The 16,883-nt window shown below is 75.6% G+C and carries 12 protein-coding genes and 5 tRNA genes; 11 read left to right on the plus strand and 6 right to left on the minus strand.

All coding sequences use genetic code 11. The annotated features are described in order from the left end of the window. The first annotated feature begins 56 nt into the window (after window positions 1-56). The 6 genes from ACZ4K2_RS12540 (at window position 57) to ACZ4K2_RS12565 (ending at window position 10,221) form a co-directional block, all read left to right on the plus strand. Window positions 57-887, plus strand: a complete 831-nt coding sequence (locus ACZ4K2_RS12540) for a MetQ/NlpA family ABC transporter substrate-binding protein (protein ID WP_467473211.1) — start codon at window positions 57-59, stop codon at window positions 885-887. A gap of 183 nt (window positions 888-1,070) precedes the next feature. Then, complete coding sequence (locus ACZ4K2_RS12545; RefSeq protein ID WP_467473213.1) at window positions 1,071-1,706, plus strand: GNAT family N-acetyltransferase; 636 nt, start codon at window positions 1,071-1,073, stop codon at window positions 1,704-1,706. A 160-nt stretch (window positions 1,707-1,866) separates the two neighbouring features. Next, entirely contained in the window at window positions 1,867-3,090 is a 1,224-nt protein-coding gene (gene cbiE, locus ACZ4K2_RS12550; protein WP_467473215.1) for a precorrin-6y C5,15-methyltransferase (decarboxylating) subunit CbiE, read from the plus strand. Window positions 3,091-3,435: 345 nt separating this feature from the next. Then, window positions 3,436-7,953, plus strand: a complete 4,518-nt coding sequence (gene cobT / locus ACZ4K2_RS12555) for a nicotinate-nucleotide--dimethylbenzimidazole phosphoribosyltransferase (RefSeq protein ID WP_467473216.1) — start codon at window positions 3,436-3,438, stop codon at window positions 7,951-7,953. Between the two features lie 142 nt (window positions 7,954-8,095). Beyond that, window positions 8,096-9,328 carry a uroporphyrinogen-III C-methyltransferase gene (gene cobA / locus ACZ4K2_RS12560; protein ID WP_467473218.1) on the plus strand — a complete coding sequence of 411 codons (1,233 nt, stop codon included), beginning with the start codon at window positions 8,096-8,098 and terminating at the stop codon, window positions 9,326-9,328. Between the two features lie 74 nt (window positions 9,329-9,402). Continuing rightward, window positions 9,403-10,221, plus strand: coding sequence for a TrmH family RNA methyltransferase (locus ACZ4K2_RS12565; RefSeq protein ID WP_467473220.1), 819 nt, complete (start codon window positions 9,403-9,405; stop codon window positions 10,219-10,221). A 30-nt stretch (window positions 10,222-10,251) separates the two neighbouring features. Here ACZ4K2_RS12565 and ACZ4K2_RS12570 read toward each other — a convergent pair whose 3' ends face one another. Next, on the minus strand, window positions 10,252-11,649 hold the full coding sequence (locus ACZ4K2_RS12570; protein WP_467473222.1) for a serine/threonine-protein kinase: 1,398 nt from the start codon (window positions 11,647-11,649) through the stop codon (window positions 10,252-10,254). Between the two features lie 603 nt (window positions 11,650-12,252). Here ACZ4K2_RS12570 and ACZ4K2_RS12575 point away from each other — a divergent pair. From ACZ4K2_RS12575 to ACZ4K2_RS12585, 3 genes are all read left to right on the plus strand, one after another. Beyond that, window positions 12,253-12,429, plus strand: a complete 177-nt coding sequence (locus tag ACZ4K2_RS12575; RefSeq protein WP_467473223.1) for a hypothetical protein — start codon at window positions 12,253-12,255, stop codon at window positions 12,427-12,429. A 501-nt stretch (window positions 12,430-12,930) separates the two neighbouring features. Next, window positions 12,931-13,875: a phosphotransferase family protein gene (locus ACZ4K2_RS12580; RefSeq protein WP_467473483.1), complete on the plus strand. Its 945-nt coding sequence runs from the start codon at window positions 12,931-12,933 to the stop codon at window positions 13,873-13,875. 82 nt (window positions 13,876-13,957) lie between these two features. Then, on the plus strand, window positions 13,958-14,257 hold the full coding sequence (locus ACZ4K2_RS12585; RefSeq protein WP_467473227.1) for a TFIIB-type zinc ribbon-containing protein: 300 nt from the start codon (window positions 13,958-13,960) through the stop codon (window positions 14,255-14,257). Between the two features lie 51 nt (window positions 14,258-14,308). Here the strand turns inward: ACZ4K2_RS12585 and ACZ4K2_RS12590 are convergent. The 5 genes from ACZ4K2_RS12590 to ACZ4K2_RS12610 form a co-directional block, all read right to left on the minus strand. Beyond that, window positions 14,309-14,380: transfer RNA gene (locus ACZ4K2_RS12590), tRNA-Val, on the minus strand. A gap of 29 nt (window positions 14,381-14,409) precedes the next feature. Continuing rightward, window positions 14,410-14,481: transfer RNA gene (locus ACZ4K2_RS12595), tRNA-Val, on the minus strand. Between the two features lie 41 nt (window positions 14,482-14,522). Then, window positions 14,523-14,594 (minus strand) — tRNA-Val (locus ACZ4K2_RS12600). 1 nt (window position 14,595) lies between these two features. Next, a tRNA-Cys gene (locus ACZ4K2_RS12605) sits at window positions 14,596-14,669 on the minus strand. Window positions 14,670-14,707: 38 nt separating this feature from the next. Then, window positions 14,708-14,780 (minus strand) — tRNA-Gly (locus ACZ4K2_RS12610). 178 nt (window positions 14,781-14,958) lie between these two features. Between ACZ4K2_RS12610 and ACZ4K2_RS12615 the strand changes: the two genes are divergently transcribed. Both ACZ4K2_RS12615 and ACZ4K2_RS12620 read left to right on the plus strand, forming a co-directional pair. Beyond that, complete coding sequence (locus tag ACZ4K2_RS12615) at window positions 14,959-16,011, plus strand: chorismate-binding protein (protein WP_467473229.1); 1,053 nt, start codon at window positions 14,959-14,961, stop codon at window positions 16,009-16,011. Continuing rightward, window positions 16,008-16,829 (plus strand): aminotransferase class IV, encoded by an 822-nt coding sequence (locus ACZ4K2_RS12620; protein WP_467473231.1) that lies wholly within the window; start codon window positions 16,008-16,010, stop codon window positions 16,827-16,829. Before ACZ4K2_RS12615 ends, ACZ4K2_RS12620 begins: the two co-directional genes overlap by 4 nt. Window positions 16,830-16,883 lie beyond the last annotated feature (54 nt).

Consider the following 16,883-nt stretch of genomic DNA (forward strand, 5'->3'; position numbering starts at 1 on the left):
GATTCCCCGTTCACCCGTACACGGGGTCGCACCACCCATAAGGAAAGGCACTTTTCGTGCGTAACACCGCCAAGCTCACCACCGCCGTCCTCGCCGCCGGAGCCCTCGCCCTCGGGCTGACCGCCTGCGGCTCCGACAAGGACTCCGCCTCCACCGACACCAGCGGTCCCCTGGTCGTCGCCGCGAGCCCCACCCCGCACGCCGAGATCCTGAACTTCGTCAAGGACAAGCTGGCGAAGAAGGCGGGCCTCGACCTGGAGGTCAAGGAGTTCACCGACTACATCACGCCCAACACGGCGACCGAGGACGGCTCGGTCGGTGCGAACTACTTCCAGAACCAGCCGTACCTCGACGACTTCAACAGCAAGCGCGGCACCCACATCGTGCCCGTCGTCACGGTGCACCTGGAGCCGCTCGGCCTCTACTCCCACAAGGTCAAGAAGGCCGACGCCCTCAAGAACGGGGCGACCGTCGCCGTCCCGAACGACGCCGTCAACGAGGCCCGCGCCCTGAAGCTGCTCGCCGCCAACGGGCTCATCACCCTCAAGGACGGTGTCGGCAACGAGGCCACCCCGCAGGACATCACCAAGAACCCCAAGGACCTCAAGTTCAAGGAGGTCGAGGCGGCCCAGACCCCGCGCTCCCTGGACGACGTGGACGCGGCCGTGGTCAACGGCAACTACGCCATCTCCGCCGGTCTGAAGCCCGCCGCGGACGCCCTCGTCCTGGAGTCCCCGCAGAACAACCCCTACGGCAACTTCCTCGCCGTGAAGAAGGGCAACGAGAACGACCCGCGGGTCAAGAAGCTCGCCAAGCTCCTCACCTCGCCCGAGGTCAAGAAGTTCATCGAGGACAAGTACCAGGGCTCGGTCATCCCCTCCTTCTGATCGCACCCGGCCGGACGCACCCGGCCGGAACGCAGGACGCCCGGTGACGCACGGGGTCCGCACCCTCACGGGGCGCGGACCCCGTTGTGCGGTCGGGGGGTCCCATGCTGCATGCTGGGCAGTTCGGCAGGCCCGACGGTCCTGACGGTCTCCCAAGACATTCCGAAGGTTACGGAGCGGCGCATGACGAGCACCTTCCCCAACGTCTCCATCAGCACGGAGCGGTTGGTGCTGCGTCCCCTCGACGAGGACGACGGGCCCGCGCTGGCCGACATGATGAACGACGAGCAGGTCGTCGCCTGGACCACCGTGCCCCACCCCTACACCGGGGCCGACGCCCGCGAGTGGATCACCGGGTTCGCCCCGGCCGAACGCGCGGGGGGCCGCGGCATCGTCCTCGCGGTCACCGAGTTCCTCACCCAGCGGCTCGTGGGCGTCGTGCACCTGAAGAACACGGACTGGCGGGTCCGCTCCAGCGAGATCGCCTACGTCACCGCACCCTGGGCGCGCGGCGAGGGCTACGCCTCCGAAGCCGCCCTGGCCATCGCCCAGTGGCTCTTCCACCACCGGGGGTTCGAGCGGCTCGAACTGCGCACCGCCGCCGGCAACACCGCCTCCCAGCAGGTGGCCCAGAAGATCGGCTGCATCAGCGAGGGCGTCCTGCGCAACGCCTGGATAGCCCGCACCAGGACCGACGGCGGGACCTGGACCGAGACGCGCACGGACGTCATCGTCTGGAGCCTGCTGCCGGAGGACCTGGCCGGAGCCGGCGAGTCGCCGGCCGACACGGGTCTCAGCGCGTACTCGGACTGGAACTGAGCGAGCGGGCGAGGAACACCCGGCCGCACCAGGTACCCTCACGGAGCCCGCCCGGGCGCCTTGCCCCACCGCGCGCCCCTCCCCGCCCTCCTCCCGAAGAACCCTCCCCGCAGACCTCTTCGGCCGAGGACCCGAGCAGAACCCCAGGAGACTGACGACGATGGCCGACCGGGTCACGGTGATCGGCTGGGACGGCTCGCCGCTGACCGAAGCGGCACGATCCGCCCTGGGAGCCGCCACCCTCGTGGCCGGCGCCGCCCACCACCTGACGCTGCCCGAAGTGCCCCCGGCGGCCGAGCGCATCCGCCTCGGCAGCCTCGCCCTGGCCGCCCGGCGCATCGCCGCCCACCGCGGCACCGCCGTCGTGCTCGCCGACGGGGACCCCGGATTCTTCGGCGTCGTACGGAGCCTGCGGGCCCCCGAGTTCGGCCTGGAGGTCGAGGTCGTCCCCGCCGTCTCCGCCGTGGCCGCCGCCTTCGCCCGCGCTGGCATGCCCTGGGACGACGCCCAGGTCGTCGTCGCCCACCCGCGCACCCTGCGCCGGGCCGTGAACGTCTGCCGCGCCCACCCCAAGGTCGCCGTCCTCACCGCGCCGGGCGCCGGCCCCGCCGAGCTGGGCCTGCTGCTGGAGGGCGTCCACCGCACCTTCGTCATCTGCGAGGAACTCGGCACCGAGCGCGAGCAGGTGAGCGTCGTCACCTCCGAGAAGGCCGCCGACCACACCTGGCGCGACCCCAACGTGGTGATCGTCATCGGCGGCCCGGCCGGCCCGGCGGAGGACGGCGGCTGGTTCGCCGGGCGCGACCCCGCCGCCGGCCCGCGCGGCTGGGTGCAGCCCGACGAGACCTACGGCGCCGGACCGGACGGCGGCCTCGGCGAGGGCGAGACGGAACTGCTGCGCTCCGCCCAACTGGCCCGCCTCGGGCCCCGGGTCGGGGACCTGGTGTGGGACATCGGCTGCGGCTCCGGCGCGTTCGCCGCCGAGGCCGCGCGGGCCGGCGCGGCCGTCATCGCCGTCGACCACGACCCGGCCGCCTGCGCCCGCGCCGAAGGAGCCGCGCGCCGCTCCGGCGTCCAGCTCCAGGTCGTCCGCGGCAGCGCCCCGCACGTCCTCGAATACCTGCCCGAGCCCGACGTCGTACGGGTCGGCGGCGGGGGACCGGCCGTCGTCTCCGCGGTCGCCGACCGGCGCCCGCAGCGCATCGTCACGCACGCGATGACCCGGGACGCGGCCGAACGCGTCGGCCGCGACCTCACCGAGCACGGCTACCGCGTCCAGTGCGCCCTGCTCCAGGCCGTCGAACTCGACACCCGGGCCTGGACGGAGACCGAGCGGAGCGTCGCGTTCCTGCTCAGCGGCGTCCTTCCCGATCGCGCCCCGTGATCCGGTTGTCGTACCGCGCGCGGTAGGCTGGCCGATCGTTGCACCGCACCGGCGGCCCGAACTTCGTTCGCCAATGTCCGGAACGCGCGCCCGTTTTGGCGCGGGTGTGGTACGGCGGTGAACCGGAGGACGCGCAACGTGGCGCAGTCCACAGCGGACTGTCGCGGATCATGCTGTCGCGACGGCGGAACGGCCGGGACAATGCCACTGAATGGCTTTGTCGCCTTTTCCGGCGGGTCGTTCGTGCCGCTGGGCACGGACGCTCGTTCTTCACGGCGGGGCGGTCGGTGCGCCGTTCCGGGCGAGCTGGTCGTAGGAGCATCAACCGATGGGCGAGGGGTACGCATGACGGACACCGGCCAGGTCCCGGGCGAGGGGCAGCCGGAGAGCGCAGGCATGGTGGAGCAGCCGGGCGCCCCCGCGCACGGTGCGTACGCCTACCTCTCCGAGGCGCCCGCCGAGGACGAAGACCTGCTGCTGCCGGGTGCCCAGGGCGCGTGGGGCAACGAGGTGCCGCCACCCGCCCCGGAACCGGTGGTGGAAGCCGTGCACCAGCCCGGCCCGCACGAGACGTCCGGCCGCGACACCGGGTCCGTCGACCTCGGCGGCGTCCGCCTGCCCGACTCCGGCCCGGCCTCGGTGCCGCCGTCCCCCATCCTCTCGGCGCCGCACGACCCGACGGCCGCCGCGCAGGCACCGCGCCGCCCGCTGCACCCCGGCCCGCCGATCCCGAACGCCGCCGCGAGCCCGGTCCGCTCCCTCGCCGACCGCGGCCCCGCCGGAGCGCCGGTACGCCAGCCCGCGGTGCCCGCCCCCGCCCCCGTGCCCGAGTACCTCGACGCCCAGCCGCTGCGCGAGATGACCCCGCAGAGCGCGGCGCCCTGGGGCGCTGCCCCGGCGGTGGCTCCGGCCCCGGCTGCCGAAACGGTTGGTCCGGCCCCGGTCGCCGAGCCGGCCGACGCCGCCCAGGCCGCGATGGCGCGCCTCGCGCACCAGGCGGCGGCCGGGAGCGGGTCCGGCGACACCGGTGAGGTGCCCGTCGTGCACGGCCACGACGGGATGCAGCCGCTCCACGGCCACGACGGCGTGTACACCGCGCCCGCGGGTCAGGGCGCCGACGCCGTCCGGGAAGGACGGGTCGAGACCCCGCAGGACCAGGGCGGTACGGACACGGGCGACGCCGCCGGCGTGACGGAGGCGCCGCAGGCCGGCGAGGCCGTGACCGAGGGCGGGACCGTGTCCGAGGCATCGCGGCCCGAGGTGGCCGTGACGGAGGGCGTCGCGGTGGCCGCGGGCGAGGAGGCCGGGCAGGCGGAGGCCGAGGCCGCCCCGGTCGCGGAGTCGTCCGGCGAGGCCGGGACCGCGGCGGACGCCGAGGAGCCCGCCGCCGTGCAGGGCCCCGAGCAGCAGGCCGAGGCGGTGCCGGACGCGACCGTGACCGAGCAGACCACGGACGGCGCGCAGGCGGTACAGGTGGCGCAGGCGGCTCCGGGCACGGAGACCGCCGCCGACGCTCCGGTGGTGGTCGAGACCGCCCCGGTGGTGGCCGAAGCGGCGCAGCAGGCGACCGAGGTGGCCCAGCCGGTGGCCGAAGCGGTTCAGCCGGTGACCGAGGCCGATCAGCCGGTGCCGGTCACCGAGCCGGTTCCGGCCGCCGAGCCCGCCCCGGCCGCCGAGCCTGCCTCCGCCGCCGAGTCCGTCGAGGCGAGCGCGCCGGTCGAGGCGACTCAGCCGGTCGAGCCCGCCGTGCCCGCGGAAGTCGTGCAGCCCGCGACGGCCGTGCAGCCCGCGGAGGGCACGCAGCCCGTGGTGGCCGCGCCGCCCGCGGAAGGCGCCCAGCCCGCCCAGCCCGCGGAACAGGCGCAGGTCGCGGCAGCCGTCCACCCGGAAGGCGCCGCCCCGGCCGCCGGGCCCGGCCACCCCGCGGAGCCCGTGCAGGCCCCCGGTGCCGCCCCGGCGCAGGCGGCCGACGTGACCCCGGCCGCCGTCGCCGTCCAGGGCCCGGTCGCGTCCCCCGGGCCGGCTGCCGGCCAGGACCAGGCCCCGCCCGCCCCGGTTGCCGAGCAGCCCGCCCCTGCCGTGGAGCCCGTCCCGCAGGACACCGGCCAGGTCGCCGACGCCGCTGTCCCGGCTCACCCGGGGCAGCACGCCCCGGGCGTCGACGGTGCCGTACCGGCCGCCCGGCCCGCCGCGCAGGACCAGGAGGCCGCCGCCCCCGAGGCACCCCAGCCGCCCGCCCCCGAGGCGCCGCGGGCCGTACCGGCGGCCGTCGCCGAGGCACCGCAGGCCGAGGCCGCCGTCGGCGGCGTGGCCCAGGACACCGTGCCGGCCCAGCCCGCCGGTGCCGAGACCGGGACCGCAACCGTGGCGGCGCCCGAGCCCGCCGCGCTCCAGCCGCAGGGCCCGCAGCTCGCCGCCGCGAACGCGCCGCAGCCCGCCGATGCCCAGGCCGCGCCCGCCGTGGCCCAGCCGCAGCCCCAGCCGGCCGGCACCGACGCCCCGGCCGTCCCCGCACCGACCGCTGCTGACACCGCCCCCGCACCCGCACCGTCCCCTGACACCGCCCCCGCACCCGGCCCCGAGCCCGCCACCGAGGCGGCACCGGTCACCACCGAAGCGGCGCCGCCCGCCGGTGCGCAGCTCCCGCCGCAGGCACCGGCCGCCGCCGGTCCGGAACCCGTGACGGAGCCCGCGCAGGCCGCCGCCGAACCGCAGCCCGTGGCGGACGCGCCCCAGCCGGAGCAGGCCGTGCCCTCCGGCCCCGGCCCCCAGGCCGTGCCGCTCCAGGAGCAGCCGCTCGGGCGGTTCGTGCCGGTCGAGGGCCAGGTGCCCACCACCCCGCACCTGGCGCCCACCCCGCCGCAGCCGCTCGTGCTGCCCGCGGAGGTGTTCCCGGCGCGGGCGACGGAGGACGGGACGGTGCCGGAAACGCCCCGGGCGGAGGGTCCGCAGGGCCCGCAGGCGCAGCCGGTGCCGGTCGCCCCGGTGCCCGCGCCCCGCGAGGGCGAGCCGGCCGCCGCGCCGGACGCGGAGCCCGGTCCCGGCGTCGTCCAGCACGCGGAGGACCTCCCGACCACCGCCGCCGACCAGGAGGAGACGGCCGCCGCGCCGGAACCGCCGCGGCCCGCGGGACCGGCCGCCCCCGGGTACGCCGACGCGGAGCGCGAGGCCGTCCTGAAGGTGATGCGCGAGCGCCGGGACATCCGCAACGGCTTCCGCGCCGACCCCATCCCGCACGAGGTGCTGCTCAGGGTCCTGGAGGCGGCGCACACCGCGCCGTCCGTGGGCCACTCGCAGCCCTGGGACTTCGTCGTCATCCGGTCCGCCGAGACCCGGCGGACGATGCACGAACTGGCGGTGCGGCAGCGCGAGGCGTACGCCAAGTCGCTGCCGAAGGGCCGGGCGAAGCAGTTCAAGGAACTGAAGATCGAGGCCATCCTCGACACCCCGGTCAACATCGTCGTCACCGCCGACCCCACCCGCGGCGGCCGCCACACCCTCGGCCGTCACACCCAGCCGCAGATGGCGCCCTACTCCTCGGCGCTCGCGGTGGAGAACCTCTGGCTGGCCGCCCGCGCCGAAGGGCTCGGCGTCGGCTGGGTCAGCTTCTTCGACGAGCGGGAGATGGTCCGCGCGCTCGGCCTGCCCGAGCACCTGGAGGTCGTCGCCTACCTGTGTGTCGGGTACGTCGACGAGTTCCCGGACGAGCCCGAGCTGATGCAGGCCGGCTGGTCCAAGCGGCGCCCCCTGTCCTGGGTGGTGCACGAGGAGACGTACGGCCGCCGCGCCCTGCCCGGAGAGGAACCCCACGACCTGCTCGCCGAGACCGTCGCCCAGATCCGCCCACTCGACGCCAAGGCCCTCGGCGAAGCCTGGGAACGCCAGAAGCGCATGACCAAGCCGGCCGGTGCGCTCGGCATGCTGGAGATCATCTCCGCACAGCTGTCCGGGCTGTCCCGGCAGTGCCCGCCGCCGATCCCGGAGCCCGCGGCCGTCGCCATCTTCGCCGGCGACCACGGCGTGCACGCCCAGGGCGTCACCCCCTGGCCGCAGGAGGTCACCGCCCAGATGGTGGCCAACTTCCTCGGCGGGGGAGCCGTCTGCAACGCCTTCGCCAACCAGGTCGGCGCCGAGGTGTGCGTCGTGGACGTCGGTGTCGTCGCCGACCTCCCGGCCACCCCGGGCCTGCTGCCGCGCAAGATCCGCGGCGGCACGTCCGACATGACCGCCGGGCCCGCGATGTCCCGCGAGGAGGCCAAGGCGGCCATCGAGGTGGGCATCGAGACCGCCCGCGACCTGGTGGCGGCCGGCAACAAGGCGCTGCTCACCGGTGAGATGGGCATCGCCAACACCACCGCCTCCGCCGCGCTGATCTCCGTCTTCACCGGCGCCGACCCGGCGGAGGTGACCGGCCGCGGCACGGGCATCAACGACGAGACGCTGGCCCGCAAGACCGAGGTGGTCCGCCGCGCCCTGGAGCTCCACCAGCCGGACCCGGCCGATCCGATCGGCGTGCTCTCGGCCATCGGCGGCTTCGAGCACGCGGCCATGGTCGGCCTGCTGCTCGGCGGGGCCTCGCTGCGGACCCCGGTGATCCTGGACGGCGTCAGCGCCGGTGCCGCTGCGCTCGTCGCCCGCGCCATCGCGCCCGAGGTGCTCGCGGCCTGCATCGCCGGTCACCGCAGCGCCGAGCCCGGCCACGTGGCGGCCCTGAACAAGCTGGGCCTGCGCCCGCTGGTCGACCTCGACCTGCGCCTCGGCGAGGGCACCGGCGCGCTGCTCGCGCTGCCGCTCGTGCAGAGCGCGGCCCGGGCCATGCACGAGGTGGCGACGTTCGATTCGGCGGGAGTCACCGAGAAGTAGCCGCCGCCCGCGGGGCGGTCCGGTGCCCAGGTGCCGGACCCCCCTGCCGCCTGCTGCGTCCGCGGCATAAAATCCGCACGTCAGGGCCGCTCCGAAGGTGCGGCGCGCCCTTCTCCCACCGCTGCCCGAGGAGCCGTACCGCATGGCCGAACACCCCGCCTACCCCGTAGGCCTCCGCCTCTCCGGCCGCCGCGTGGTCGTCCTCGGCGGCGGTCAGGTGGCGCAGCGGCGTCTGCCGGCGCTCATCGCGGCGGGTGCGGACATCGTGCTCGTCTCGCCCGAGGCCACCCCGTCCGTCGAGGCCATGGCGGACACGGGTGAGATCACCTGGGTGCGGCGCGGGTACGAGGACGGCGACCTCGCCGACGCCTGGTACGCCCTCGTCGCCACCAGCGACCCCGAGGCCAACGCCCGGGCCTCCGCCGAGAGCGAGCGGCACCGCGTCTGGTGCGTCCGCGCCGACGACGCCGACCGGGCGACGGCCTGGACCCCGGCGACCGGCCACAGCGAGGGCGTCACCGTCGCCGTGCTCACCACGAACGCGCGGGGCCGCGACCCGCGCCACACCGCCGCCATCCGCGACGCGGTCGTGGCGGGCCTGCGCGACGGCACCCTGGTCGCCCCGCACCACCGCACCCGCACGCCGGGCGTGGCCCTGGTCGGCGGCGGCCCCGGCGACCCCGACCTGATCACGGTCCGCGGCCGGCGCCTCCTCGCCGAGGCGGACGTCGTCATCGCCGACCGCCTCGGCCCGCGCGACCTGCTGGCCGAACTCCCGCCGCACGTCGAGGTGATCGACGCGGCGAAGATCCCGTACGGCCGGTACATGGCCCAGGAGGCCATCAACAACGCGCTCATCGAGCACGCCAAGCAGGGCAAGGCGGTCGTCCGGCTCAAGGGCGGCGACCCGTACGTCTTCGGGCGGGGCATGGAGGAACTCCAGGCGCTCACCGAAGCCGGCATCCCGTGCACGGTCGTCCCCGGCATCTCCAGCTCCATCTCGGTGCCGGGCGCGGCCGGCATCCCGGTCACCCACCGCGGGGTCGCCCACGAGTTCACCGTGGTCAGCGGGCACGTGGCCCCTGACGACGAACGGTCCCTGGTCGACTGGCGCGCGCTGGCCGGGCTCACCGGCACCCTGGTGATCCTCATGGGCGTCGACAAGATCGGCAAGATCGCCGACACGCTCGTCGCGCACGGCAGACCGCCGCAGACCCCGGTGGCCCTGGTCCAGGAGGGGACCACCGCCGCCCAGCGCCGCGTGGACGCCACCCTGGCCACGGTCGCCGAGACGGTACGGGCCGAGGACGTGCGGCCGCCGGCGGTCATCGTCGTCGGCGAGGTCGTCCGGGTAGGCCCCGAACCCACCGCCTGATCACGCGTGACCCGGGGTGACGCGACCCCTTCCGAGCCGTTGGCACCACACCCAGGACGAGGCAGTAGCACCCCGTGGCCGATCTCATCACCGTCGAGGATCCCGACGACCCGCGCCTGAGCGACTACACCGGTCTGACCGACGTCGAACTGCGCCGCAGGCGGGAACCCGCCGAGGGCCTGTTCATCGCCGAGGGCGAGAAGGTCATCCGCAGAGCCGGGGAAGCCGGCTACGAGATGCGGTCGATGCTGCTCTCGGCCAAGTGGGTCGACGCCATGCGCGACGTCATCGACGAGAGCCCGGCCCCGGTGTACGCCGTCAGCCCCGAGCTCGCCGAACGGGTCACCGGCTACCACGTGCACCGCGGCGCCCTCGCCTCCATGCGGCGCAAGCCGCTGCCGGCGGCCGGCGAACTGCTCCGCACCGCCCGCCGGGTGGTGGTCATGGAGGCGGTGAACGACCACACCAACATCGGCGCGATCTTCCGCTCGGCGGCGGCCCTCGGCATGGACGCCGTACTCCTGTCGCCCGACTGCGCCGACCCGCTCTACCGGCGGAGCGTCAAGGTCTCCATGGGAGCGGTCTTCTCGGTGCCGTACGCCCGGCTGGAGAGCTGGCCGCGGGATCTGGAGACCGTCCGCGAGGCCGGTTTCACCCTGCTCGCGCTCACCCCGGACGACCAGGCCGTCACCCTGGACGACGCGGCCCCGCACCGGATGGACCGGGTGGCGCTGATGCTGGGCGCGGAGGGCGACGGGCTGTCCGCCCGGGCGCTGGCCGCCGCCGACGAACGGGTCCGCATCCCGATGGCCCACGGCGTCGACTCGCTCAACGTGGGGGCGGCGGCCGCGGTCGCGTTCTACGCGGTGGCCACGGGCCGGCCGGGAGCCTGACCGGCGGCCGACCCGGCGAAGGGCCGGCGCTCAGGAGCCGGTGTCGTGACCCGGCGTCGACGGCGCCTGGGCCGACGGCAGGGCGGCGCCGTCCCGCGAGGCCTCGACCGGCTGCGCCTGCCGCTGCCGCCGGACGTCGTCCCCGAGCCCGCGCGCCGGGCCCTGGCAGCCCTGGGCCAGCGCGATGCCGAGCGCCACCAGCAGCGTCACCACCACGAACACGAACAGCCGCTGCCGCAGCAGCCGGGGATTGGCCGGCCGCGGCACGCGCCCCGCCGGCCGCCGCCCGGAACCGCCGCGCGGAGCGGGCCGGCCACCACCGGAGCGCGGGCCGCCGCGCGGCACCGGAGTGGGACGCGCCCTGCCCGGCCGTGCGGCTGCGCCGCCGCGCGGGGCGGAGCCGCCACGGGACGGCACGTCGCCGCGCCCGCCCCTGGACGGCACCCCGCCCCGGGCCGGCGTGCCCCGACGCGGCGGCGGCGTACCGGGTGCGGTACGCCGCTGGGTGCGCTGCTGCTCGGGGTAGGTGTCGACGAGCCGTCCGGTGGGCCGGTCCGCCTCCGCGGCACGCGGCGCGGGCGGCCGTACGCCGTCCAGGCCCTGCGCCTCCCGGGCGGCGATCTCCTTCAGCCGCAGCGAGAGCTGCAACGTGCTGGGCCGCTCCTCGGGGTCCTTGGCCAGGCAGGCCCGGATCAGCGGGGCCAGCGCGTCCGGCACGCCGAAGAGCTGCGCCTCCTCGTGCACCACCCGGTACAGCATGACCTCGGAACTGCCGTGCCCGAAGGGCGAGTCGCCAGTCGAGGCGTACGCCAGGGTCGCGCCCAGGGAGAAGACGTCGGTGGCCGGGGTGACGGCCGCGCCGCGGACCTGCTCGGGAGCGAGGAAGCCGGGGGAGCCGACCGCGGTCCCGACGTGGGTGAGCGTGGAGGCACCGGTGGCCCAGGCGATGCCGAAGTCGATGATCCGCGGCCCCTTGGGGGACAGCAGGATGTTGGAGGGCTTCAGGTCGCGGTGGACGACACCGGCCTCGTGGACGGCGACCAGTCCCTCGGACAGGGCCGCGCCGATCGCCGCCGTGTCCGCCGCGCAGAGCGCGCCCTCGTCGGCGATCTTGTCGTGCAGGGAGGGGCCGGGCACGTACTGGGTGGCGAACCAGGGACGCTCGGCCTCCAGGTCGGCCGCGACCAGCCGGGCCGTGCAGCCGCCCCGGATGCGCCGGGCGGCGGACACCTCGCGCGCGAACCGCGAACGGAACTCCTGGTCCTCCGCCAGGTCCGGCCGGATGACCTTCAGCGCGACCCGCTGCCCCTTCTTGTCGGAGCCGAGGTAGACCACGCCCATCCCGCCCGCGCCGAGCCGTCGGTGAAGCCTGAACGAGCCGACGACGCGCGGGTCCTCGCGCCTCAGGCGCATCATCGCCATGTTCATCCCCGCTGCCCGGTCCCTTTGACGTGCCACAGCTTACGTTTCCACGGCCGCCCGCGCGCAGAGGCCGCGCCCTCTCGCCCGGTCGGATTGTGCGGGCCGCCGCACCGAGGTGAACCGCGGTCAGCAGGCCGTGCCCGACGGCGACTTCACGCCAGTGCCCACCCCAACCGGCTGGATCCGAAGGGGAATTGCACCTGGGCGGGAAGGCGGGACAGCAGGTGGCGGGTCCGGCGGCCGACCGCCGCCGACGGCCCGCGCGTGCGTCCGGCCCCCGGGCCGCGCCGCGTCCACGGGCCCCTCCCGGGCCCCCTTCCCAGTGATCGAAGTCACTCCTTCCGGTCCGCCGGACGCTTCCGAAATGACGGACACGGCGGGCGGCCCCTCCGGGATGTCCCCGATCCTCGTGTACACGTCTCCACCCAGGGGAGTAGTCCGCAGGTGGCGGCTCATCCTCCCGGAGGCCCGGCAATCGGTACGAGGGCATGACGCCGCGTGGGTGCCGCGCGCCTAGATTTGTGGTCAAGCGGCGGGTGCGCGCACTCGTCCCCCGAGCTCAGACACCCGCCGCTGCCAACGACAACCGAATCGGTCAGGAGAGGAGCCATGGCCCGGACGGCACCGGAACGCACCGCGTCCGCCACCCGTCACACGGGCCGTCGCCACCCGCTGGTGGCGACACTCATGGCCCTCCCCCTGGCGGCCCTGCTCCTGCTCGTCTTCGACGGCTGGGAGACGGTGGCCACACAAGCGTCGTCCGTGGGTGCGATGCTGGGGCGCTGAGCGGCGACCCCAGGCCCGGAAGAGCGGTCCGGGCAGGGACATCGATCCATGAAACCCCGTGGGGACGGGGGTGCGGCGGACGGCAACGATGCCGGCGCAGCTGGGGAGCTGCGCCGGCATCAGCCTTTCCGGCACCCGGGGGAGAAACCGCTGCCCGGCCGGCACCTCCGGGGCGCCCGTACACCCGCGCGGCGGCCGTCCGTCCCGTACGCCCCGCCCCGGCCGCAGGACCGCTGCACCCGCACCGCGCCACCGCCCGCACGCGCCCCCGCGTCGGCGCGAGCGGCGCGCCCACCCCCGTCCCCCGTCTCGGTCCCTGTCCCGCTCCCGTGCCCGTGGCCCCGCCTCAGTCCCCGCCCCGTACGCTCGGCCCATCACCCCACCGCTCCCGAGGCCCCCTTGACCGCAGACCCGAACGCCGACGCACCGGCACCCGCAGCCGCGCGCACCCGCCCCCGTACAGCCACCGCGACGGCAGCCACCGCGGACGCCGCGCCCCTCATCGCCGCCCTGGCCGAGGAGGCCAGGGCCGCCGCCCACCCGCACGCACCCGCCGCGCCCTGCGCCTGCCCCGGCGACGTCCTCGCCGACCGCGCCGACGCCACCGTCGTACGGCACGCCGGCGGCGTCGCCAAGGCCCATGCCCCGGGCACCGGCCCCGCGGCCCTCGCCCGCCGCGTCGCCACGGCGGCCGGCCTCCCGGACGTGTTCCTGCCCCCGCTCGCCCCCGCCCCGGCCCACCTGCTCGACCGGCTGGTGACGCGCTGGCCGTACGGCGTCCCCGTGGACCCCGGCGACCCGGACGCGGCCCCCTGGGAGTGCGCCGCCACCCTCCTCGCCCGGCTGCACCGCACCCCCGTACCGGCGGGCCTCCCCCCGATGCGCGGCCCCGAGAAGGCCGCCCGCGCGGTCGGCCGGCTCCGGGCGGCCCTGCGCGCCACCCCCCGGACGGCCGCCCGCGCGGCCGCCGGCCCCGTCCTGGCCGCCTGGGCCGCCCTCCCCGCCTGGGCGCGGGCCGCGGCGCCGATGCCCGGCCCGGCGGCCCTCTGCCACGGGGATCTGCACCTCGGCCAGCTCGTCCGGCATCCGGCCCCGGACGGGCCCTGGCGGCTGATCGACGTGGACGACCTCGGCACCGGCGCCCCGGCCTGGGACCTCGCCCGCCCCGCCGCCTGGTACGCCTGCGGACTCCTGCCGCCCGGCGAGTGGACGCGTTTCCTGACCGCGTACCGGCGGGCCGGCGGCCCCGCCGTGCCCCGGGACGGTGACCCCTGGCCCGCCCTGGACGTCCCGGCCCGCGCGCTCACCGTGCAGACGGCGGCCCGGGCGCTGGCCGGGGCGCTCGACGCCGGCCGCCGGTTGGACGAGGTGGAACAGGCCCTGGCCGACGCCTGCGCACGCATGCCCGCCGTCCCCGCCGGGAGGACGCCCGCGGATCCTGGCTAGGCTGCAACCGCCCGGGGCCGGACGGAGTCCGTATCCGGGGGAAACACGAAGCAGGACCGAACGGCGAGGAGTTGAGCCGACCATGCAGTGTCCGAAGTGCCATGCGCCGATGCACACCTACAACCGCAACGGCGTCCAGATCGAGCAGTGCAGCGGCTGCCGCGGCATCTTCCTCGACTACGGCGAGCTGGAGGCGCTGACCCGCCTGGAGAGCCAGTGGGCCCAGCCCGCCCCGCCGCCGCCCGCGCCGCCGCAGGCCTACCCGGCCGCGCCGCCCGCCCCCGCGTGGGGCGCTCCGTACGGCGGCGGGCACCACGGCGACCACGGTCACTACGGCCACCACCGCCACAAGAGTTTCGGCCGCATGCTGTTCTCCAGCTGAGCACGCGAAAGCCCCCGGCCGTTCGAGACGGCCGGGGGCTTTCCGGTGGTGTGGACGATACTGGGATTGAACCAGTGACCTCTTCCGTGTCAGGGAAGCGCTCTCCCGCTGAGCTAATCGTCCGCGGACCGTGACCCGCGAGTCACGGACAGTGCGCGATACTGGGATTGAACCAGTGACCTCTTCCGTGTCAGGGAAGCGCTCTCCCGCTGAGCTAATCGCGCGGGGTGGGACCTTCTAGAAGATCCGGGATCCGAGGATCCAGTGGACGATACTGGGATTGAACCAGTGACCTCTTCCGTGTCAGGGAAGCGCTCTCCCGCTGAGCTAATCGTCCTTGGAGGTGGAGACGGGATTTGAACCCGTGTAGACGGCTTTGCAGGCCGTTGCCTCGCCTCTCGGCCACTCCACCAGGAGTGTAGGGGATCGGGACGACCCCTTCTTCCTACGAGCGGACGACGAGGCTCGAACTCGCGACCTCAACCTTGGCAAGGTTGCGCTCTACCAACTGAGCTACGTCCGCCTGTCGTTTCGGTCCGCTTCCGCGTCCCGGCGACGTGTTGAACTCTAGCGGATTCCCGGGCCAGTACAAAAACGCGTTTGCGCAGCGTGCTGCGGTGCGTCCGGCGGACCCGGTGGTCAGGGCCCCCTCCGGGACATCACGGAGCCACCTCTCGGACACCCGACCTAGACTCGACCGTGTGCTCCACCACCCTCCCCTCGCCCGGTTCGACGACCGTGTCGCCACCGGCCTCCTCGACGTGACCAGTGATCCGGCCGCCCTGGATTCCACCGGCTTCTGGGCCGTCTGCGCGGACTTCGAGGGCCGCCTGACCTGCGCCCGCTTCGCGGACGTACGCACGGAGCCGGTGCCCGCGCCGGCGCCCGGCCGGTGGCGGGGGCCGCGGCCGGGGGACTGGACCTCCTCCCTGGACCGCGCCGCCTACACGGCGGCCGTGCGCCGCATCCGCGAGCACATCGCGGCCGGCGAGGTCTACCAGGCCAACCTCTGCCGGGTGCTCGCCGCGCCCGTCGCCGCCGACGCCGACGTGGACGCCCTGACCGCCCTGCTGGCCCGCGGCAACCCGGCGCCGTACGCCGGGACGGTCCGGCTGCCGGGGCACGGCGTGGAGATCGCCACCGCCTCGCCCGAGCTGTTCCTGCGCCGGGACGGCCGCACGGTCGAGTCGGGACCCATCAAGGGCACCGGGCGCACCGAGGCGGACCTGCTGGAGAAGGACCACGCCGAGAACGTGATGATCGTCGACCTGGTCCGCAACGACATCGGGCGGGTCTGCGCCACCGGCAGCGTGAGCGTCCCCGACCTGTGCGTCGTGGAGAAGCACCCGGGACTCGTCCACCTCGTCTCCACGGTGCGCGGGGAACTGCGCGAGGCGGCCGGCTGGCCGGAGCTGCTGGCCGCGGCCTTCCCGCCCGGCTCGGTCACCGGCGCCCCCAAGACGAGCGCCCTGCGGATCATCGGCGCGCTGGAGACGGCGCCGCGCGGACCGTACTGCGGCGGCATCGGCTGGGTGGACGCCGACCGGGGCACCGCCGAGCTGGCGGTCGGCATCCGCACCTTCTGGATCGACCGCTCCGCCGGGGGCGCGGCGACGCTGCGCTTCGGCACCGGGGCCGGCATCACCTGGGGCTCCGACCCGGCGGGGGAGTGGCGGGAGACCGAGCTGAAGGCGTCCCGGCTGCTCGCGATAGCGTCGGGGGCGTACGAGGACACCGAGGAGACGCGCACATGAGGATCTGGCTGGACGGCGGACTGCGGGACCTGGACTCCGCCCGGGTCTCCGTGCTCGACCACGGACTGACGGTCGGCGACGGGGTCTTCGAGACCGTGAAGACGACCGGCGGCGAGCCGTTCGCGCTCACCCGGCACCTGGACCGGCTGACCCGCTCGGCCCGCGGCCTCGGCCTGCCCGACCCCGACCACGACGAGGTGCGCCGGGCCTGCGCGGCCGTCCTCGCGGCCAACCCGATGCCGCTCGGCCGGCTGCGGATCACCTACACCGGCGGGCACGGCCCCCTCGGCTCCGACCGCGGCGAGCACGGCCCGACCCTCGTGGTCGCCCTCGGCGAGGCGGCCCGCCGCCCGGACTCGACCGCGGTGATCACCGTCCCGTGGACCCGCAACGAACGCGGCGCCCTCGCCGGCGTGAAGAGCACCTCGTACGCGGAGAACGTCGTCTCCCTCGCCCGCGCCCACCAACACGGCGCCTCCGAGGCGCTGTTCGGCAACACCGTCGGACGGCTCTGCGAGGGGACCGGGTCGAACGTCTTCGTCGTCCTGGACGGCGAGATCCACACCCCGCCGGTCTCCTCCGGCTGCCTGCCCGGCATCACCCGGGCCCTGGTCGTCGAGTGGACCGGCGCCAGGGAGACGGACCTCCCGCTGGACGTCCTGCGCCGCGCCGACGAGGTCTTCCTCACCTCCACCCTGCGCGACGTGCAGGCCGTCCACCGGGTCGACGACCGCGAACTGCCCGGCACCGCGGGCCCGGTGACCACCAAGGCCATGCGCGTCTTCGCCGAGCGGGCCGGGCAGGACCTCGAACCCTGAACCGGACCCGGCGCGCGGACGGGGCGGAAAAGGTGCTGACGCGACCGGCCGACG

This window comes from Streptomyces sp. NPDC025833, from assembly GCF_055558055.1.